Here is a 19,585-nt window from a genome sequence, read left to right on the forward strand (position 1 = left end):
CCACCGGGCCGCTCCCGCGCCGGCGGGAGCAGGGGGCATACTGCCGCGGTGACGCATGCACGCCTACCCCACCCTTACCTCGACCACCCCGGTCCCATCCCCTTCGCGCACCGCGGCGGGGCCGCGGACGGGCTGGAGAACACCGCCGCGGCCTTCCGGCGGGCCGCCGCCGCGGGCTACCGGTACTTCGAGACCGATGTGCACGCCAGCGCCGACGGGAAGCTGGTCGCCTTCCACGACGCCACCCTGGACCGGGTCACCGACGGGCAGGGACGCATCCGGGAGCTGCCGTGGAAACGGATCCGCGAGGTCCGGGCCGGCGGGACCGAGCCCCTCGCGCTCTTCGAGGACCTCCTGGAGGAGTTCCCGGACGCCCGGTGGAACGTGGACCTCAAGGACGAGTCCGCCGTGCACCCGCTGGTCGGCCTGATCGCACGGACCGGGGTCTGGGACCGGGTGTGCGTGGGCTCCTTCTCCGAGCGCCGGGTCGCCCGGGCCCAGAAGATCGCCGGCCCCCGGCTGGCGACCTCGTACGGGGTGGCGGGGGTGCTCGGGCTGCGGCTGCGGTCGTACGCGATCCCCGCCGCGCTGCGCGCGGGCGCGGTGGCGGCGCAGGTGCCGGAGACCCAGGCGGGCATCCGCGTGGTCGACCGGAGGTTCGTGCGGACGGCCCACGAGCGGGGGCTGCAGGTGCACGTGTGGACCGTGAACGAACCGGAACGCATGGAGGCTCTCCTGGACCTGGGAGTCGATGGCATCATGACCGACCGGATCGACATCTTGCGCACGGTGCTGGACCGGCGCGGAGCCTGGGCCTGACCGGCCCGTTCGGCTGCGCGCCAGGTGGCGGTGGCCGCAGCGGTACGGGGACAGCGAGGGGGCACCGATGAGTGCGCAGACGACGGACGAGGCGGAACCGGGGGCCGAGGACGGCAGAGCCGCCGCGGCGGCGACGGCCGCGCGCAAGCGCGAGCAGCGCGGCTGGTACTTCTACGACTTCGCGGTGTCCGTGTACTCGGCGAGCGTGCTCACCGTGTTCCTCGGGCCGTACCTCACCTCGATCGCCAAGGCCGCGGCCGACGCCGAGGGCTTCGTGCATCCGCTGGGCATCCCGGTGCGTGCCGGTTCCTTCTTCGCCTACACGGTGTCGGCCTCGGTGATCCTGGCCGTGCTGCTCATGCCGCTGGCGGGGGCGGTCGCCGACCGGACCGGCCGCAAGAAGCCGCTGCTGGCCGTGGCCGCGTACACGGGGGCCGCGGCGACGGCCGGAATGTTCTTCCTGGCCGGCGAGCGCTACCTGCTGGGCGGGCTGCTCCTGATCGTGGCGAACGCCTCGCTGTCGGTCTCGATGGTGCTGTACAACGCCTATCTGCCGCAGATCTCCACGCCGGACGAGCGGGACACGGTCTCCTCGCGCGGCTGGGCCTTCGGGTACACCTCGGGCTCGCTGATGCTCGTGATGAACCTGGCGCTCTACATGGGCCACGACTCCTTCGGTCTCACCGAGGGCATGGCGATCCGCATCTGCCTGGCCTCCGCGGGCCTGTGGTGGGGGGCCTTCGCGCTGATCCCGCTGCGCCGGCTGCGGGACCGCGCCGTGGTCCGGGAGCCGGGGGCGGCCCCGGCCGTCAGCGGCTGGAAGCAGCTCGTCGCCACCCTGAAGGACATGCGGCGCTACCCGCTGACCCTGTCGTTCCTGCTGGCGTACCTGATCTACAACGACGGCGTGCAGACGGTGATCTCCCAGGCCTCGATCTACGGGTCGGAGGAGCTGAAGCTGGAACAGTCCACCCTCATCGGGGCGATCCTGCTCGTCCAGGTCCTCGCGGTGGCGGGTGCGCTGGGGATGGGCCGGCTGGCCCTCCGGTACGGCGCCAAGCGGACGATTCTCGGATCGCTGGCCGCCTGGACCGTGACACTGGCCGCCGGATACTTCCTGCCGGCCCGGACTCCGGTGTGGTTCTTCGCACTCGCCGCGATGATCGGGCTGGTGCTGGGCGGCAGCCAGGCGCTGTCGCGCTCGCTGTTCTCGCACCTGGTCCCGGCGGGCAAGGAGGCCGAGTACTTCTCGGCGTACGAGATGAGCGACCGGGGGCTGAGCTGGGTGGGACCGCTCGTTTTCGGGCTCACGTACCAGGTCACGGGCAGCTACCGGGACGCGATCATCTCGTTGGTGGTCTTCTTCGCACTGGGTTTCGTGCTGCTCGCCCGAGTGCCGGTGCGGCGTGCGGTGGAGGCGGCGGGGAATCCTGTACCCGAACGGATCTGACCGGGGAACCTGCGGATCCAACGGTTCCGCCGGCTCCGGCGGAACCGCGGCCGCACGAATTCGGAACGAATTTCGACGTTCAAGCTAAGGGCCGGTAGTGTACGCCTTTGGCCTGCCAGGCGGACCGTTACTGCGTGCTTATGAAGTGAAGACGTTGGGTGACATCTGCTGCCAGATGTGACAAAACGGGCACTGGTGGGTACAACAAGGGGCGGTACGACGGGCGACGCATGACCCGGAGCGGGAATCTATACCGCCGACCGGACGTTGACCGGATGACGACGACAGCGACACCTGTCCTGTGGGCGACAAGCCCGGGAGGCACGATTCATGAGTGAGCGAGCTCTCCGCGGTACGCGGCTCGTGGTTACCAGCTACGAGACGGACCGCGGCATCGATCTGGCCCCGCGCCAGGCGGTGGAGTACGCATGCCAGAACGGACATCGATTTGAGATGCCGTTCTCGGTTGAGGCAGAAATTCCGCCGGAGTGGGAGTGCAAGGCGTGTGGCGCCATGGCACTCCTGGTTGACGGGGATGGGCCCGAAGAGAAGAAGGGCAAGCCTGCGCGAACGCACTGGGACATGCTCATGGAGCGGCGCACCCGCGAGGAGCTGGAGGAAGTGCTTGCCGAGAGGCTCGCGGTCCTTCGTTCCGGCGCCATGAACATTGCCGTGCATCCGCGGGACAGCCGCAAGTCCGCCTGACAGCCGGACGCAGCACAGCGGCAAGCACCACCGCAGCACCGTAAGACAGCACCAAGCCGAGGGGCCCCATCACACAGTGTGTGATGGGGCCCCTCGGCTTTGTCCTGTGCTGTGCTGTTCGTCAGGGGGTCAGCGGCGGCCGGTAGCCGTTGTCGGGCCGCTGCGGTCCGTCCTCGCGGATGACCTCACCGTGGATGACCTCGCCCGGGACGACCTTGCCGTCCGGGTAGTGGATCCGGGCCTGCTGGAACGCGTCCCCGAAGGAACCGGCCGGCGCGGAGGCCATCTTCCGCTCCAGGGAGCGGGCGGCCCTGCGGCCGATCAGGGCGCGGACGGGCGGGAGCAGGAGCAGCAGACCGGCCGCGTCGGAGATCAGGCCCGGCATCATCAGGAGCAGGCCCGCCAGCATGGTCAGGCCGTTGCCCGTGCCGGGCTTGCCGGGCTGCGGCGGAGTCGGCTGACGGCCCTCCTGGGCCTGCTGGAAGGTGTCCGTCAGGTTCTTGAAGGCGCGGCGCCCGGCACGCTTGATGACCACCGCACCCAGCACGAGGCCGCCCGCGAGCAGCAGGGCGACGCCCCCGCCGCCGATCAGTCCGGCGACCTGGCCGAGCAGCCAGATCTCAAGGATCAACCAGGCCGCGATGGCCAGGGGAAGGTACGTACGGGCGGGCGAACGCCGCCGGGGGGCCGTAGAGGTCGGAACTCCGGTCGTCATATCCCCAGTGTGCCTGGGCCGGCGTAAAGACGTCCTCAGCCGGAGGTACCGGACATCCCCTAGGGGTGGCGGACCGCCCCGGCGCCCCCGCGGGCCGGCCCGCCGGCGGGCTACTTGTCCCGGTCCTTGACCGTCCGCTTGCCCGTCAGGGTGTCCGACACCTTGCCCGAGAGCTTGCCGGCGTGCTCCTTGATGCCCCACTGAGTGACCCGCCAGAGGGCCTCCACCACGATGTCCTTGCTCATCTTGCTGTCGCCGAACTCGCGCTCGACGAAGGTGATGGGCACCTCGACCACGCGGAAGCCCTTCTGCACGGCCCTGCGGGCCAGGTCGACCTGGAAGCAGTAGCCGGCGGAGGCCACGTCGGCCAGGCCCAGCCCCTCGAGGGTCTCGCGGCGGAAGGCGCGGTAGCCGCCGGTCACGTCGCGGATCGGGACGCCCAGCATCAGCCGGGAGTACGTGGACCCGCCCCGGGAGAGGAACTCGCGGCTCTTGGGCCAGTTGACGACCCGGCCGCCCGGCACCCAGCGGGAGCCCAGCACCAGGTCGGCGCCCTCCAGGGCGGTGAGCAGCCTGGGCAGCTCCTCGGGCTGGTGGGAGCCGTCGGCGTCCATCTCGATGATGACGCCGTAGCCGTTCTCCAGGCCCCACCCGAAGCCCGCCAGGTAGGCGGCCCCGAGCCCTTCCTTGCCCTTGCGGTGCAGGACGTGGACCTGGTCGTCCCCGGCGGCCAGCTCGTCGGCGAGCTTTCCGGTGCCGTCCGGGCTGTTGTCGTCGGCGACCAGGACGTGGGCCCCGGGTACAGCCGCGCGGACGCGGCCGACGATCAGCCCGATGTTCTCCGCCTCGTTGTAGGTCGGAATGATCACCAAGGCCGTGCCGAGCGGTCCGTAGCTTCGCTGTCCGCCGTCGCTCACTGATTCCCCTTTTGCGTTCTCGTACATCCTGTACGTCGTGTCGCAGAGGATGATTTTAGAACAGCGATCGGGGCCCGCGGTCCTTCGGGCCGGACCGGCTCCCGCTGGCTGCGGGCCGCCTGACCGTTGTCTACTGGACCGCAGGGCCCCGATCTGAGGCCACCCGCCCCCAACCTCCTGCGAAGCAGGGGGGACACCGTTGCGGCGAAACCTTCCCTCGCCCCCGAGGCGCGGGCGCGGCTGTGCGATCGGCTCCGTCCGGTTCGGACGTCCGCTGGTGGACCCGGCCGAACCTATCCGGGTCCGGCCGCCCTCACCGAACCACGGCCACCCGGATCACCCCTGTGGCCGTACGAATACCTCCCGGCCGCCGACCACGGTGGCCAGGCAGACCGGCAGCTCGCCGCCGGGGGTCAGGTCCGGCAGTCCGGGGGTGCCGGAACGGGGGTCCGTGGACCAGCGGGCGACCCGGTCGTCGGGCGCCTGCACCACCAGTTCGGCCGTGTCCCAGACCGCGTAGTCGGCCGGGGCGCCGGGGACCAGGATGCCCGCGTCGTCGCGTCCCAGGGCCCGCCAGCCGCCCCGGGTGTGGGCCGCGAAGGCGGCCCGTGCGGAGATGCGGTGGGCGGGCGTGTGGTGGAAGGCGGCCGCCCGGACGGTCCCCCAGGGGTCGAGCGGGGTGACCGGGGCGTCGGAGCCGAAGGCGAGCGGGACGCCGGCCTTGAGCATGGCCGCGTACGGGTTGAGGGTACGGGCGCGCTCGGCGCCGAGCCGGTCGGCGTACATGCCCTGCTCGCCGCCCCACAGCGCGTCGAAGGCGGGCTGCACGGAGGCCGTGAGGCCGAGCTCGGCGAAGGCGGCGATGGTGGCCGGGGTCATCATCTCGGCGTGCTCGACGCGGTGCCGGGCGGCGCGGACCCGGTCCAGGCCGACCTTGTCGGCGGCGGCCCGGACCCCGGTGACCACGGCGGTGATCGCGGCGTCCCCGATGGCGTGGAAGCCCGCCTGGAGGCCCGCCTCGGTGCAGGCGGCGACGTGCTCGGCGACGGCCCGCGCGTCGAGGTAGTCGGTGCCGGTGTGGTCCGCGTCGGCGTACGGGGCGTGCAGGCAGGCGGTGTGCGAGCCGAGGGCTCCGTCGACGAAGAGGTCGCCGGCGGCCCCGACGGCGCCGAGTTCCTTGACCAGGGCGAGGTCCCGGTCGGCCCAGTAGCCGAAGACCCGGGGGCCGGGGTGGGTCCGGGCCAGCTCCAGGAGGGCCGCGAAGTCCTCCGGGGAGGAGATCTCCGGGCCGCCGCACTCGTGGACGGAGCCGATCCCGAGGGAAGCGGCCCGGTCCAGGGCGGCCCGCTGGGCCTCGGCGCGCTGGGCCGGGGTCAGCGCGCCGAGCGCGGCGCGGCGTACGGCGTGATGGGCGTCACGGGTCAGCGGCTCGTCGGCCGCCGCGCTCGCCTCGGGTACGAGCCGGAGCAGTGCCGTGGTCACCACGGCGGAGTGCGCGTCGATGCGGCTGAGGTAGAGCGGGCGGCCGCCGGTGGCCTCGTCGAGCTCCTGCCTGCGGGGCGCGCGGCGTTCGGGCCAGCGGGCGGCGTCCCAGCCGTGGCCGAGCAGCACCCGGTCGCCGGGACGGCCGTCCGCGTACGCGCGCACGCGCTGGAGGGCTTCGGCGAGGGAGGCGGCCGTGGAGAGGTCCAGGCCGGTCAGGGCGAGGCCGGCGGAGGTGGTGTGCACGTGGGCGTCGGTGAAGGCGGGGGTGACGAGCGCCCCGCCGAGGTCGACGACCTCGTCCACGCCCTGCGCGAAGGCGTCCGCGGCGCCCTCGGAGCCGACCCAGGCGATGTGGCCGCGCTCCACGACCATCGCGGTGGCGAAGGGATCGGCGGGGCTGTGGACCTCGCCGCCGCGCAGGAGGACCGTACGGGGGCCTCCGGCGGTGGGGGCGGAGTCGGCGGTGCGGTGGCCTCCGGCGGCGTTGGCGGAGTCGGCGGTGCGGTCTGTCATGCCGACAGTCTGGCGGGTGTGTGCCGCCTCCCTGAACACAGGCCCTCCGCCGGGGCCAGAAGGGGGGATTCCCCTACCCGCCCCTCCCCGCTCCCCGGGGCTGTGCCCCGGACCCCGTTGCCACGTGCGGCGGCGCTCCCGGGGCTCCGCCCCGGACCCCGCGCCTCAAACGCCGGCGGGGCTGGAGTTGGCCGGCGAGGCTGATTTACAGCTGATCTACACCCGGGGCGGGCGGGCCTCGTAGGGGGTGGAGAGGACCACCGTCGTGCGGGTGGAGACGTGGGCCAGGGCGCGCAGGCGGCTCAGGAGGTCTTCCAGTTCCAGGGGGGTGGCCACGCGGACCTTGAGGATGTAGTTCTCGTCGCCCGCGACGCTGTGGCAGGCCTCGATCTCGGGGACCCCGGACAGCCGGTCCGCGATGTCGTCGGGGGCGCTCGGGTCGAAGGGCTTGACCGAGATGAAGGCCGTGAGGGGCAGGCCGACGGCCTCCGGGTCCACGACGGCCGCGTACCCGCGGATGACACCGCGCTGCTCCAGCCGGCGTACTCGCTGATGGACCGCCGACGTGGACAGTCCGGTGGCCTTGCCCAGGTCCGTGTAGCTCATCCGCCCGTCCCGCACGAGCAGATCCACGATCTGGCGGTCCAGCTCCTCCATTGCGCTCATAGCCGCACAACTTACGGCCCCGAACCGTTCAGGCCCAGCCGTGTCCACGGATTGAGGTGGCACCTGCGGCAGGCATGTGACCAAGGCCACAGGGGTGAGCGGGCGTACGGCGGCCGGATGTGGTTACTCGTGCCGCGCGACGGGAAGTGCTTGGGGTGGCCGTGGCCGAAGAACCTGCCCGCCCGGCCCACCCAAGGGGGAGTACATCCATGCTGAACACCAAGCGCGCCGGTCGCACCGAACCGGAGCCCCTGGAAAGCGTCGAGGGCGGTTACGCCGAAGACGACGAGTACCTCGAATACGCCGAGGGCTTCGAGATCCACCACGCGACCTGCCCCGACTGCGGCCAGTCGATCGCCCTCGTCGCGGACGAGGAGTTCCTGCCGGAGCACGCCCTCTGCCTCACCCCGTGGAACCCCTTCGGGCTCACGGTGTGCGCGGGCACCGGGCGGCCCGCCTCCGACGCGCTGCCCACCCTCGGCTTCGGCGACGACGAGCTCGCCCAGGAGCTCGAACTGGAGCCCGTCGTCCACCTGGCACTGCCCCAGGGGCTGGACTGGCGCACGCAGCCCTTCTCGCACGTCGGCGGCCCCGGCTCGCGTCCCGTGCGGATGCCGGCGCCCGCGGCGCTGCCGCAGATGCGCCAGCACGCGCAGGCCGCCTGATCCCCGGGCCGAGCGGCTGCCGGGGGTTCAAGGGGTTTACCAGTACGTTCCCTGCACCATGGCCGTGAGGCTGGCATGGTGCAGGATCAAACTGTCGGGATCCGCCGGGATCTCGACCTCGCCGAAGTGCGCCTGCCGGTAGGCGATGCGCAGCATCACGATCCCGTGCCGCAGGGCGGCGTAGAGCGTGTGGAACTCCATGTCCCGAGGCGTGTGCCCGGTGAGTTCGGCGTACCGGCGTTCGATGTCCGCCCGGCGCAGGAAGCCCGGCAGGCCCGGCTGGCCGAAACTGACGGTCAGGTCCTGGAAGAAGCAGTGCAGGTAGACCGTCCAGCCCAGGTCGACCTCGCGCGGGGCGCAGGCCGCCATCTCCCAGTCGAGTACGGCCACCGGTTCGAAGCCGTCGCTCTGGTAGATGACGTTGCCGATGCGCGCGTCGCCCCAGTTGAGGACGGCCGGGCCGCCCTCGTCTTCCGGCCAGAGCTCTTCGAGGCGGGCGAACGCCCGCTCCAGCAGCGGTGATCGGGACTTCCCCGCCACCACCCAGTCGTAGTAGGCGCGTTGGGACTCGACGTGGCGGCGCAGCGGGCTTCCGTCGCCCTCCGGGAGGAGGAACCGCGCCTCCTCGGGCGGGAACTGGTCGTGGAGGCGGGCGAGCAGCGCGATGCTCGACTCCTGGAGCGCGGCGCGCTGCGCGTCGGTCGCGGAGTGCAGCCAGTTCCCCTCGTAGGTGTAGGGCATCACGTCGGGCGGTACGCGCCCTTCGGCGCGGGCCATCACGAAGAACGGGGCCCCGAGCGGGCCGGGGTCCTCTTCCAGCCACTGCACGCGCGGGACCGGGAGGTCGGTGTGGGCGGCGACCAGGCTCATGACCCGGTGCTGGCGGGGCATGTCGTAGGTGGGGAAGACGGTGTAGGCGGCCGGGTCGGCGGCGAGGCGCAGGGCGCAGGCGCGGATCGGGGCGTCGGGGTGCTCTATGTCGAAGAGCAGGGTCTCGCTGGACATCCCGTTGGAACCGGGGACGGAGATGTTGGTGACCTTCGCGCCGGGGAGCGCGGTGTCGAGCCAGGCGGCGAGGCGCCGGCCCAGCTCCTCGGGTTCGCGGGTGGAGGTACGGGGGCGCGGTGCCGGTCCTGCCATGGGAAACCCCTTCTCTGGCTTGACTGTTGTGGTTGTGGTTGTGGTGCTGGTGGTGGGCGTTTCCTCCGGGGTTACGGGGCCACCGAGCTGTAGTCGGCGAAGCCGCTGGGGTCGTGGCGGCCGAAGCTGCCGTGCTCGAAGATGCCGTAGCCGGTGCGGCCTTCGAGGGTGAAGCGGGCCGAGTGGTCGGTGACCCCGAAGGCGGCCATGGGGTGGGCGGCGGGGTCGGAGAGGTCGTAGGTGCGGCGGTCGGTCCAGCCGCGGCCCTGCCAGGTGCCGTGCTGCCAGTCGGAGGCGGGCGGGTAGCCGGCGCCGACGGCGAGCGGGGAGGAGTTCAGGATCTCCACGCCGAGTTCCAGGGGTTTGCGGCCGGCCGGGTCGGTGAGGTGGACGACGGCGCTCTCGGGGTGGCGGCCGCCCGGGCGGTAGCGGATGTCGGTGTGCGGCCAGCCGAGCTGTACGTCGTGGCGGCCGCTGCCCTCGGGGAAGACCTGGACGGCCTCGCTGAGGGCCCGGTGGCCGTCGGCGTCCTCCTGGGCGATGACCATCAGGAAGCGGTCCTCGAACCGGACGGGGATCCAGAGCCAGTGGAAGCCGTCGGGCCGGTGCTCCTCGGCGGCGCGGCCGCCCTCCTCGCCGGGAATCGGGCGCACGCCCCAGCTGCGGTCGCGGGTGCCGGTCCAGTCGGCGTCCAGGGTGAATTCCTCGCCCTTGGCGCGGATGGTGCCGGTGACGCTGCCCGCCTGGACGAAGCGGCGGCCTTCGAGGATGAGCCGGTCGCCGCGGCGCTGGGTGTGGTGCGGCTCCCACACGGCGGGGAACTCTGCGGTCCAGGTGATGTCGTAGGAGAGCCCGTCGGGGTCCTCGGGGTCGGCGGCGCAGGAGAGGGTGAGCCGGCGGAGGGGTTCGTCGACGGTGATGCGGAGCGGGCCGACGGAGAGGTTCATGCGGTCGTCGGTGAGGGCGTCGGAGGCGCGCACCGCGAGGAGTTCGTCGCCGACGCGGAGGGTGGCGTAGGCGTCGATGACGCCGGCGTTGGGGTAGACCCCGAGGCCGAGGATCAGGACGGCGCGGCCCGCGTGGTCGAAGACGTGGAAGATGCAGCGGTCGTAGGCGTTGCGGTCGCCGGTGACGAGGTGCTTCATCGACAGCGGGGCCTGGTGGATGGGGTATTCGTCGAGCGGAACGGGCCGGTCGGCGGGCATGGCGAACCTCCGGATACGGGTGCGAGGGGTGACACCTGGGCGGAGATGACGGTACGTCAGATTGCGGGGCTGGGGCCAGGGTTGTGGCACGAACTGGCGGGGAGACACGTCGTGCGGGGGCCCGGTTGGGGCGGGCCGTCGACGGGGGGCTCTGGGGCCTCCCGGGCGTGGGGTCCCCCGTGGCGCCCGGGGTGGGCGCTCGGCGGACCGGTCCCGCTGGGGGGCGCCGCGGGCGGGGGCTCGGGGCTCCGCTCGGGTGGCGCCGGACTCGTGCCGGGGCTTGTGGGGCGGGGCGGGGCGGGGCGCCAGGCCGGCGGCGTGCGGTGGAGCGGCTGTGCCGCCTTCCCGGGGCCGGGCCTCGGGGGCCGGGGCCGGGGAGGCCGGGGGCCGGGGCCGGGGAGGCCGGGGGCCGGGGCCGGGGAGGCCGGGGGCCGGGGCCGGGGAGGCCGGGGGCCGGGGCCGGGGAGGCCGGGGGCCGGGGCCGGGGGCCGGGGAGGCCGGGGCACCGGGGAGGCCGGGGCACCGGGGCCGGGGCCAGGGGCCAGGGGCCCGGGGGCCGGGGCCGGGGCCGGGGGGGCCTGTGCGCATGGGTTCATGGGTGCATGGGTGACAGAAGCCCGGGGTCCTGGGTGACCGAGTCGGGGGCCTGGGTGACGGGCCCGGCGGGGTCCGGGTGGTGCCCTGCGGGGCTGTCCCCTACCCGCCCTTCCCCCGTTCCCCGGGGCTTCGCCCCGGACCCCTCGCCAGGTGCGGCGCGGTTGCCGGGTGCGGCGCCGGTCGGGCGCCAAGCTCCGCCCCCCCGCGACACGCCCCGGGGCTTCGCCCCGGACCCCTCGCCGGGTGCGGCGCGGTTGCCGGGTGCGGCACTGGTCGGGCGCCAACCTCCGCTCCCCGCGACACGCCCCGGGGCTTCGTCCCGGACCCGTCGCCGGGGCCGCCACTCGCTCCCACCAGGGACTCCACCCCGGTCCCTCTGCCGAGTGCAGCGCCGTTCCAGGGCCAGCCCCGCACATCCTCGCGACGCACCTCTGGGCTTCACCCCGCACCCCTGCCGAGTGCGGCGCCACTTCGGCGGCCGTCCCCCACTCGCCCTCGCGACGCAACCCGGGGCTTAGCTCCTAAGCCTCTGCCGAGTGCGGCAGTACTGCCTTGGGCCAGCCCCACTCCCCCCAGGGCCTCGCTCCGGACCACCTGCCGAATGCGGCGCCGTCTCGAGGGGCATCCCCCGCTCACCCTCGCAACGTTCCCCGGGGCTTTGCCCCGGACCCGCTGCCGGGTGCGGCACCGTTCCGGGGCCAGCCTCCCGCTCGCCCACGCGACGCACGTCTGGGCTGCGCCCCGTACTCGCTGCCGAGTGCGGCACCACGGCCTGGGGCCGGCCCCCACTCCTCCCGGGGCCTCGCTCCGGACCGCCTGCCGAGTGCGGCGCCGTTTCGGGGGCGAGACCCGCTCGCCATCGCGACGTTCCCCGGGGGTTTGCGCCGGGCCCGCTGACGAGGGCGGCGGCGGTGCGGGGGTCGGCCCCCGCTCGCCCTCGCGGTTTGGGTGGCGTCGGGCTGTGAGTGCGCGTAACGGGGGGGTGGGGACAGGTCGAACGGATGGGCGGGGTTACCCGTGGGTCCGGTGGCGCGTTGGCCCGGTATGACCACGATGGAGACTTCCACGCCGAGGGTGGGGCGCCGACGGCGGGCGCCGGCCGCAGGGTACGAAGAATCGGTTCGGCAGGCCCCCGACCCGCCCATCTACCGTGCGCTGCTCACCCGGTGGGAGGAGGACGGCCGGACGGTGCCGGGGCAGCGCGATCCGGAGTGGTCCCGGATCGCCTCCTCGCCCATCTGGCCGACCGGCCCCCTCTTCAGCAGCGGCTGACCGCCCGCGCCCGGACCTCCTCGGCGACCGCCCGTCAGCGGGATTCCGGGCCCGCCAGGTGGCGGGCGATCACCATGCGCTGGATCTGGTTCGTGCCCTCCACGATCTGGAGGACCTTCGCTTCGCGCATGAGCCGCTCGACCGGGAAGTCCGCCGTGTAGCCGTAGCCGCCCAGCACCTGGACCGCGTCCGTCGTGACGGCCATCGCCGCGTCGGTGCAGAAGAGCTTGGCCATCGCCGCCTGGCGGGAGAAGGGCTTGCCCGCGTCCCGCAGCCGGGCCGCCGCCAGGTACAGCGCGCGGCCCGCCTCGATCTTCGTCGCCATGTCGGCCAGCATGAACCGCAGGCCCTGGAAGTCCGCGATGGGGTGGCCGAACTGCTTGCGGTCCAGCGCGTAGGCCAGGGCCTCGTCCAGGGCGGCCTGGGCCACGCCGACCGCGCACGCGGCGATGCCGAGGCGGCCCGCGTCCAGGGCGGCCAGGGCGATGGTGAAGCCCTGGCCCTCCTCGCCGATGCGGCGCGCGTCGGGGACCCGTACGCCGTCGAAGTTCAGCTGGGCGGTGGGCGAGCCCTTCATGCCCATCTTCTTCTCGGGAACCGCGGCCGTGAGGCCCTCCGCGTCGCCCGGGACCAGGAAGGCCGTGATGCCCTTCGGGCCGGCCACGCCGGTGCGGGCCAGCACCGTGTAGAAGTCGGCGACGCCGCCGTGGGTGATCCAGGCCTTCGTTCCGCTGATCAGCCAGTCGTCGCCGTCCCGGACCGCCTTCGTGGTCAGGGAGGCCGCGTCCGAGCCCGCGCCGGGCTCGGAGAGGCAGTAGGCGCCGAGCAGTCCTCCGCCGAGCATGGCGGGCAGGTGGGCGCTCTGCTGTTCCTTGGTTCCGTAGCCGGCCAGGCCGTGGCAGGCCAGCGAGTGCACGCTGACACCGAGCCCGACGGTCAGGCGGGCCGCGGCCAGCTCCTCCAGCACCTGGAGGTAGACCTCGTACGGCTGGTCGCCGCCGCCGAACTCGCCGGCGTACGGGAGCCCGAGCAGTCCGGCCTCGGAGAGCAGGGTGAAGACCTCCCGGGGGAAACTGCCGGCGTCTTCCTCATCGGCGGCCCGGGGGCGGATCTCCCGCTGTGCGATCTCGCGTACGAGCGCGAGCAGGTCGCGGGACTCCTCGGTCGGCAGCGATCGGTCCACCTGCGGCGCGCGGTCGGTCATGGCAGCGCTCTCCTCACTCGTCAAGCACGGGGCGGCGCGTGAGGGTGGTACGCGTCGCCGGGTCTCGGGACTCACAGCCGATGGTGCCCTCCCGGATCGCGGGAAGGTCCTGTTCAAGGGGCTGCGGCGGTTGAGTATGCCCGATCAGGGGCTTCCCGTCACGGGCGCGAGATCCTCCTCGGGGACGGGCGGGGCCGGGCACTCGGGGGCGAACTCCTCGATCACCGTCAGGGTCGCACGCAGCGTGCGCACCAGCAGGGCGCCGAACGCGGCCCGGTCGGGATGGCCGGGGTCCCCGGGAGCCCCGGGCCCACGCCCCTCCCGGGCCTTCGCGAGGGCGTGCTCAGGCGTCGGGCGAGGGCGCTCGCCAGGTGTCTCGCCAGGCGTTTCGGGAGAGGCCTCGGGAGACGCATCGGCAGGGGTATCAGCGAGGGCATCGGCAGGGGCCCGGGCAGCAGTCCCGCCGGGGGTCCCGTCAGGGTCGGAGGCCCGCGCAGAGCCCTGCGCCGGTACCTGCGCCGCAGGCTCCGCCGGGCCGATCCAGTCGAGGGTGCTGCCCTCGACTCCCGCCAGCCAGCCGACCAGTGCCAGCCGGGCGATCGGCGGGATCTCGCGGCGGCCGTACGCGCCTTCCGCGATGGTCGCGATGAGTTCCTCGCGGACGGCGTCGCGGATGGCGAGGACCTCGGAGTCGGAGCCGACGCCGCCGGTGACGATGGTGCGGTACGCGGCCTGGTGGTGCTCGGCGTAGTACAGGTAGCCGTCGATCGTGGTGCGCACCCGCTGCGCGTTGGGCAGCTCGCTCTCGCCCGCCGCGCGGGCCACGAGCTCGGCCACCGAGTCCTCGACGATGGCCAGGTAGTAGCCGCGTTTGCTCTTGAAGTAGTAGTAGATGAGCCCCTTGGCCACGCCCGCGTGCTTGGCGATGTCGTCCATGGAGAGCGCGTCGTACGAGGTGTCGGCGAACAACTTGCGGCCGATCGCTATGAGTTCGGCCCGCCGAACCTGCGAACGTCCGGTCGTTCCGCGCTGTTGACTATTATTCAAATTCAGCCCTAGCCTCGAACTGCCACAGGAAGCCCGCAGTATGGCAGACCCCTGTGCACCCCCCTCTGCACTCCCCCTGCGCACCGGACGACGTACGGGAGGAACACATCATGGGCAACGGCAGGACGAGCACGGCGAGCACGGCGAGCACGTCGAGCACGTCGAGCACGTCGAGCACGTCGAGCACGTCGAGCACCGCGAGAAACACCCCCGAGGGCCGGGTCGACTGGAAGAGGACGGCCGCCGTCGCGATGCCCGCGGTCGTCGCGGTCGGGGCGATGGCGATGGTCATGGCGCAGGGCGCGCTCGCCGCCTCCTTCGCCGTCTCGGGAACCAGCTTCCAGGTCTCCTCGTCCAAGCTGAGCAGCAAGGGCCTGGCCTCCTACGTGCACACCGACCGCTCCGTCGACGGCAAGGGGCATCCCGTCGCACTGCTCGGCATCGGCGAGGCCACCCTCACGGACATCTGCCAGGCCGCCGAGGTGGACACCCCGGTGGGCAAGGTGGTCTTCAAGCTGACCGCCGGCGGCCCGGCCGGCAACGTCACCGCCAGCAATCTCGTCATCGACGGCGAGGACCTGGCCGGCGACGCCGTCTTCGGGACGGCCCAGATCGGCCGCGACGCCTCCACCCTCGACCAGGTCGGCGGGATCAAGGGCGAGGCCGGCAAGTTCGGCCTCCAGGCCGGGGACATCGAGGTCGTGGACGTGAAGTCGCACGCCTGGTCGGCGACCGGCGGCAACTTCCACCTCAAGGGCCTGAAGCTGAACGTCAGCCTGGACGGAAAGAAGTGCTTCTAGGCCTGCGCGGGGCCGCGGGGCCGGGCAGCGGATGGCTGGAGCGAAGGCTCCCGCTGCCCGGCCCCCGGCGGCGACTGCGCGCCTGGCGCCGCACCCGCCCCTTCTGGGGCGGGCTGCTGGTGATCCTGGGCGGGACCGAGCTGCTGCTGGTCCCGCTCTCCCCGCTCACCGTGCTGGTCAGTCTGGGCCTCGGCGGGATCGCCGCCATCGGGATCGGCATCGCGCTGATCGCCGCCGGCCTGTTCCTGTGGCTGCTGCCCCAGGCCCGGGCCTACGTCTCCATCCACGCGCTGCTGCTCTCGGTGCTGTCCTTCGTGGCGACCAACCTCGGGGGCTTCCTCCTCGGCATGCTGCTCGGCATCGCCGGCAGCGCGCTGGCCTTCGGCTGGACCCCGCTGCCCGATCCGGAGGCGGGCGAGGAGGGCCCCCGGGGGTACCCCCGGACGAAGTCTGGGGGAGTCCCGAGTCTGGACGGCAGCGGGCCGCGCACGCTGGCGGCCGCGCTGCCGGTGGTGCTGCTCGCCTCGCTGGTGGCAGGGACCGGGGAGGCGAGGGCCGCCGCGGCCGGTCCGCCGATGGCCGCGCGCACTCCCCCGACCGTGACCACCTCGCTCTTCGCCCCGCAGGGGTTCGCCTTCGCGGGGGTCACCCACGTGCCCACGGTGGACGGCCCGCTGAAGGTGCTGGTGCTGCGGATGCGGGCCGCCACGCTGACCGACTACGAGCTGCGCAGCCGCGACGGCCGCGAGGAGTACAGGCTCGCCGCGAGAAGGCTCGATCTGAGCGGCGACGTGACCTTGTACCTGACGCGGTTCAGCGGGTGCATCGAGGGGCTGCTCTGCGTGACATTCAGCCCGGACGGGCTGCCCGCTCCCCCGGTCATCCCGCCGTTCGTCTTCATGACCCGGGTGAGCGCGGAGCAGGCGCTCGTCACCTCCGACGTGATCAAGACCGACAACCTCAGGCTGGTGGCCTCGTGATCCCCCTCCAGGCCGCGCCGCTGTGGGCGTACGGCATCGGCGCCACCTTCGCGGTGGCCGCCGGGCGCCAGCTCCAGTGGTGGGAGCGGTCGGTCCGGGGCCGACGCTTTGAGAGGCCGCGCGGCCAGCCCGAAATGGCGCTCACCGTGCTCTACGCGACCCCGCTGCCCGCCCCGAGCCGGGACGTACCTGCTCTGGCAGAACCGTTCCTTGGACACTGGGCCATCGCTGGCCGCAGCACCACGAGCCAGGCGTTTCCGCCTGGTGCCCCGCGAACGGTCTTCGGGGGCACAGGGGCCGGGTTCGAGCTCGGCGTACTCGCGTCTTGTCCGCTTGCTGCGGTGCGCGGCATCCTCACAAGTCCGGTAGTCCCTGCCTGCCGTGGCCATTGACTGGGCCCGCGGGGTAGCTCTCTCTGCACGATCCATCTGGTCGCACACAGTCACACCTACGCGATAGCAGCCGAAGCCTGGAACCACGATCGCTGGGAAGCGTAGCTGCCGACTCGGCTACCCCGCCAGCAGTGGCCAAAGCGGCACGGACAGCTGTCAACAAGGTACTGGCAACCGAACATACGGCGGCTGCCGGGAGCCGCGGCGGACCTCAAGGTGCCCCGGGTGGTCGCGGTGGCGATCGCCGGGGCGGGGGTCTACGGACTGCCGTTCGCGGGGGCGGTGGGCGCGAGCGTCCTCGTCCGGCTGCTGGGGTGGTGGGCCGGCATCGGGGTGTTCGCCCTGCTGGCCGGGGTGGTGCTGCTGCCGGCGCGCTCGCCCGTGCGGGCGCTGTACGGACTGGTGGGCGTTCCGGACCGGCACTGGCGGGTGGAGCCGGAGGCCGAGCCCAAGGGGAAGCGGAGGCGGGGCGGAGGCCCAGGCGCGGGCAGAGGTCCAGGCGCAGGCGGAGGTTAGAAGAACCAGCCGACCTGGGTGACGAACATGGCCACGACCACGACCAGGGTCCAGCCGAGCACGTGCTCCAGCCAGGAGGAGGAATCGTCCTCGGGGCCGCCGGTGCGGACCAGGTTGCGGGCGCGGGCGGTCAGGGCGGCGCTGTGTGCGGTCATGCCCCCCAATGTGACAGCGGGGGCGGCACTCGCGGTAGAGACGATGGTCACGGGTGGCATGTCTCACGCCCCCGGCCGCGGGGTGCGGACCGGGGGCGTGAGGGGTGCGTGCGTGCCGGATCAGGTGGTGCGGTCGCGGCCCGCCATGCCCGCCATGGCCAGGGCCAGGCACAGGGCGATGCCGCCGGCGAGGACGTTGCTCCACACCGTGCGGGTGGTGCTGACGTCGCCGGAGATGACGAAGGGCGCGACGATCGTCCAGGCGGCGAGACCGACCGCCGTCCAGGCCATGGCGTGGGTGCGTTCGTAAGCGGAGCCGAGTCCGCTCATGCACAGGCAGTACGCCAGGCCCGCGATCAGGTTGTTGATCGCCAGCGAGCTGAGCCCGCTGAATCCGGCGATCCACGGCGAAGCGGCGATGTAGAGGCCCGTCATCAGGGCCAGCGCCTCGACGACCTGGGCACTCGGGGTGCTGGTGACCCGCTCGAACCGCGAGCGCATCTCAGCGAGGTCGGGGTGGTGTTCGATTCTCGGTTGGGTGGTCATGGCGGGCTGCCTCCTATGAGAAGCTCCTATTGCCTTTTGCCCTTTATGTTCCGCTTACATGCCGTCCGGGGCAATGCGAAATCTCAGAGCACCCCGACCGCCTTGAGCGCGAGGACCTGGGCCGGGTTCGGCCGGATCGGGCCGTAGAGGTAGCAGACGCCTCCGGTGCCGGAGACGACCTTCCCGGCGGCGCCCAGACGCTTGGTCCGGAGCCAGTTGTTTTCAAACTGCCGGCGGCGGTAGACGCGGCGGACGGCGGCGTTGTCGGCCGAGTTCGGGTCGTTGGCGATCACGTCGCCGGCCGCCGTGAAGCCGATGACGGTCATCAGGTGGCCGGCCGTGCCGTAGCCCGCACCCGTGAGCTCCTCGGCCGTGAAGGACTGGGAGGTGATGACCGGGATCCCGGCCCGGACCAGGGTCTCCAGGTCGGCGAGGGAGGCGAGGCGGGTGACCACGCCGGCGAGCTGCCGGTAGGTGGCGGCGTAGGCGGCGTTGAAGGGCCAGTTGCCGCAGCCCTTGTACGCGGAGTCGTAGGTGGAGCGGGCCGCGTGGCAGACCTGCGGGTCCGCGTAGTCCTTCTTGACCCAGGACACGGCGGAGACGCTGGCCCTGCGGCCCCAGAACTCGATGATCATCTGCGAGGAGGTGGGGCTGCACCAGGCCTCGCCGCCGTTGTCGTACTCCGGGTACTGGCCGGCGTGCGTCTCCTGCGAGTACCTCGGCACCTTCAGCTCGTGGGCCCCGCCGGAGGCGGCGGAGGCGGGGACGGTGAACCGGTCCGGGACGTCCGAGGCCATGGCGCCGGCCAGCCACACCGTGGGGCCGCGGCTCGCGCCGGGCTTGCGGTACAGGGTCAGGCGCATCCGCCAGTCCTTGATCCGCAGCCCGCTCGCGGGGGTGTCCACGGCCAGGGTGTCCGTCCAGACGGTGGACCTGCCGTCCGTCTGCCCGTCCACGGAGGTGCGGCGGATGTCGCCGTCGCCGGAGGCCCAGCGGCCCATCACGTACCAGGGGGAGGCGGTGCCGTCGGTGTAGGTGCCGCGCAGTTCGGCCTGGATCCAGGTGCCGGCCGGGGTGCGGGCGTTCCAGGAGGCGATGGCCTCGGTGGCGGGCACGGTGGAGGTGTGGACCGGGGAGGTCCAGGTGGCGTACTCCCAGGTGCTCTTCTTCGCGGTGTGCGGGTCCTTGTACTCGGTGCGGCCCGTCGGGGTCTTGATCTCCAGGCCGGGGCGGGCGCCGCCGATGGCGGTGGTGCCCTGGTGGAGGCCGGCGGTCCAGTGGGCGTACGAGTACCAGAAGCGGTTGTCGACCGTCTTGCGGGTGGCTCCGGCGGCGGCCCCGGTCGAGGGGGCCGGGGTCGAGGGGGCCGAGGTCGAGGGGGCCGGGGTCGCCTGCCCCGGTGCCCCGGTGGCGGGGGGCGGCCCGGCCGCGGAGGCTCGGCCGCCGGGGACGGTGGCTGCGGCTGCCGCCAGGGCTACTGCCAGGAGGGCTCGGCGGGGTGTGGGTGCGGTCATCGGCGTGGCCCCCAGGGGTCGGTGCGGCGGGTCGGCTCCCGCCCACCCTTCCAGTTCCCGCCTGCGGGACCGTGAAGCCGGGGGGCCGTGTCGGGGTGACGGGACTCCGCCCCCTCTCCCCCCGATCCCCGGGAGGGGGGCCCTGCGGGGCGAAGTCCCCTACCCGCCCTTCGCCCGTTCCCCGGGCGCTGCCCGGACCCGTTGCCGCGTGCGGCGCCGTTGCCGGGGGCCAGCCCCCGGACCCCCGCTCCTCAAACGCCGGAGGGGCTGGGTACATCCAGC

18 protein-coding genes and 1 pseudogene are annotated in these 19,585 nt (G+C 73.0%); 7 read left to right on the forward strand and 12 right to left on the reverse strand.

The features are described 5' to 3' along the window. The first annotated feature begins 48 nt into the window (after positions 1–48). The 3 genes from ACODT5_RS23915 (at position 49) to ACODT5_RS23925 (ending at position 2,974) form a co-directional block, all read left to right on the forward strand. Positions 49–819, forward strand: a complete 771-nt coding sequence (locus ACODT5_RS23915) for a glycerophosphodiester phosphodiesterase family protein (protein WP_422521334.1) — start codon at positions 49–51, stop codon at positions 817–819. Between the two features lie 67 nt (positions 820–886). After that, on the forward strand, positions 887–2,269 hold the full coding sequence (locus tag ACODT5_RS23920) for an MFS transporter (protein ID WP_422521335.1): 1,383 nt from the start codon (positions 887–889) through the stop codon (positions 2,267–2,269). A 330-nt stretch (positions 2,270–2,599) separates the two neighbouring features. Beyond that, the gene (locus tag ACODT5_RS23925) at positions 2,600–2,974 is read left to right on the forward strand and encodes an RNA polymerase-binding protein RbpA (RefSeq protein WP_007262928.1); all 375 of its coding nucleotides are present in this window, start codon (positions 2,600–2,602) and stop codon (positions 2,972–2,974) included. Between the two features lie 121 nt (positions 2,975–3,095). Here the strand turns inward: ACODT5_RS23925 and fxsA are convergent, their stop codons facing one another. From fxsA to ACODT5_RS23945, 4 genes are all read right to left on the reverse strand, one after another. Beyond that, complete coding sequence (gene fxsA, locus ACODT5_RS23930) at positions 3,096–3,689, reverse strand: FxsA family membrane protein (RefSeq protein WP_422521336.1); 594 nt, start codon at positions 3,687–3,689, stop codon at positions 3,096–3,098. 110 nt (positions 3,690–3,799) lie between these two features. After that, positions 3,800–4,633: a polyprenol monophosphomannose synthase gene (locus ACODT5_RS23935; protein ID WP_422521337.1), complete on the reverse strand. Its 834-nt coding sequence runs from the start codon at positions 4,631–4,633 to the stop codon at positions 3,800–3,802. A gap of 309 nt (positions 4,634–4,942) precedes the next feature. After that, positions 4,943–6,604: an amidohydrolase gene (locus ACODT5_RS23940; protein ID WP_422521338.1), complete on the reverse strand. Its 1,662-nt coding sequence runs from the start codon at positions 6,602–6,604 to the stop codon at positions 4,943–4,945. A 216-nt stretch (positions 6,605–6,820) separates the two neighbouring features. Further along, positions 6,821–7,261: an Lrp/AsnC family transcriptional regulator gene (locus ACODT5_RS23945; RefSeq protein ID WP_327309536.1), complete on the reverse strand. Its 441-nt coding sequence runs from the start codon at positions 7,259–7,261 to the stop codon at positions 6,821–6,823. A 218-nt stretch (positions 7,262–7,479) separates the two neighbouring features. On the opposite strand from ACODT5_RS23945, the gene ACODT5_RS23950 reads away from it, so the two are divergent. After that, positions 7,480–7,935 (forward strand): hypothetical protein, encoded by a 456-nt coding sequence (locus ACODT5_RS23950; protein ID WP_422521339.1) that lies wholly within the window; start codon positions 7,480–7,482, stop codon positions 7,933–7,935. A 36-nt stretch (positions 7,936–7,971) separates the two neighbouring features. Here ACODT5_RS23950 and ACODT5_RS23955 read toward each other — a convergent pair whose 3' ends face one another. The 5 genes and pseudogenes from ACODT5_RS23955 to ACODT5_RS23975 all read right to left on the reverse strand — a co-directional run bounded on the left by ACODT5_RS23955 (position 7,972) and on the right by ACODT5_RS23975 (position 14,692). After that, positions 7,972–9,075 (reverse strand): phosphotransferase family protein, encoded by a 1,104-nt coding sequence (locus ACODT5_RS23955; RefSeq protein ID WP_422521340.1) that lies wholly within the window; start codon positions 9,073–9,075, stop codon positions 7,972–7,974. A 71-nt stretch (positions 9,076–9,146) separates the two neighbouring features. After that, entirely contained in the window at positions 9,147–10,280 is a 1,134-nt protein-coding gene (locus tag ACODT5_RS23960; RefSeq protein ID WP_422521341.1) for an Rv3169 family protein, read from the reverse strand. 1,903 nt (positions 10,281–12,183) lie between these two features. Continuing rightward, a complete protein-coding gene (locus ACODT5_RS23965; RefSeq protein WP_422521342.1) occupies positions 12,184–13,353 on the reverse strand; it encodes an acyl-CoA dehydrogenase family protein in 1,170 nt (389 codons plus the stop codon). Positions 13,354–13,878: 525 nt separating this feature from the next. Then, a pseudogene (locus ACODT5_RS23970) lies at positions 13,879–14,400 on the reverse strand (TetR/AcrR family transcriptional regulator); the annotation flags it as partial. After that, the gene (locus ACODT5_RS23975; protein WP_422521343.1) at positions 14,393–14,692 is read right to left on the reverse strand and encodes a hypothetical protein; all 300 of its coding nucleotides are present in this window, start codon (positions 14,690–14,692) and stop codon (positions 14,393–14,395) included. The gene ACODT5_RS23975 and the pseudogene ACODT5_RS23970, both read right to left, overlap by 8 nt. Between ACODT5_RS23975 and ACODT5_RS23980 the strand changes: the two genes are divergently transcribed. The 3 genes from ACODT5_RS23980 (at position 14,652) to ACODT5_RS23990 (ending at position 17,088) form a co-directional block, all read left to right on the forward strand. Beyond that, positions 14,652–15,200, forward strand: a complete 549-nt coding sequence (locus ACODT5_RS23980; RefSeq protein ID WP_422521344.1) for a DUF6230 family protein — start codon at positions 14,652–14,654, stop codon at positions 15,198–15,200. The genes ACODT5_RS23975 and ACODT5_RS23980 overlap by 41 nt on opposite strands. After that, positions 15,191–16,180 (forward strand): DUF6114 domain-containing protein, encoded by a 990-nt coding sequence (locus ACODT5_RS23985; RefSeq protein ID WP_422521345.1) that lies wholly within the window; start codon positions 15,191–15,193, stop codon positions 16,178–16,180. The genes ACODT5_RS23980 and ACODT5_RS23985 overlap by 10 nt, the downstream gene beginning before the upstream one ends. A gap of 617 nt (positions 16,181–16,797) precedes the next feature. Next, positions 16,798–17,088, forward strand: coding sequence for a hypothetical protein (locus ACODT5_RS23990; protein WP_422521346.1), 291 nt, complete (start codon positions 16,798–16,800; stop codon positions 17,086–17,088). Here ACODT5_RS23990 and ACODT5_RS23995 read toward each other — a convergent pair. The 3 genes from ACODT5_RS23995 to ACODT5_RS24005 form a co-directional block, all read right to left on the reverse strand. Then, positions 17,085–17,243 carry an SCO1431 family membrane protein gene (locus ACODT5_RS23995; protein WP_243341628.1) on the reverse strand — a complete coding sequence of 53 codons (159 nt, stop codon included), beginning with the start codon at positions 17,241–17,243 and terminating at the stop codon, positions 17,085–17,087. The two genes, ACODT5_RS23990 and ACODT5_RS23995, sit on opposite strands and share 4 nt — an antisense overlap. Before the next feature lie 120 nt (positions 17,244–17,363). Next, positions 17,364–17,789, reverse strand: a complete 426-nt coding sequence (locus ACODT5_RS24000) for an SPW repeat protein (protein ID WP_250741537.1) — start codon at positions 17,787–17,789, stop codon at positions 17,364–17,366. 83 nt (positions 17,790–17,872) lie between these two features. Further along, on the reverse strand, positions 17,873–19,303 hold the full coding sequence (locus ACODT5_RS24005) for a C39 family peptidase (protein ID WP_422521347.1): 1,431 nt from the start codon (positions 19,301–19,303) through the stop codon (positions 17,873–17,875). Positions 19,304–19,585 lie beyond the last annotated feature (282 nt).

Origin of the sequence: Streptomyces tatrensis (assembly GCF_049310065.1) — a bacterium.
Classification (GTDB): domain Bacteria; phylum Actinomycetota; class Actinomycetes; order Streptomycetales; family Streptomycetaceae; genus Streptomyces.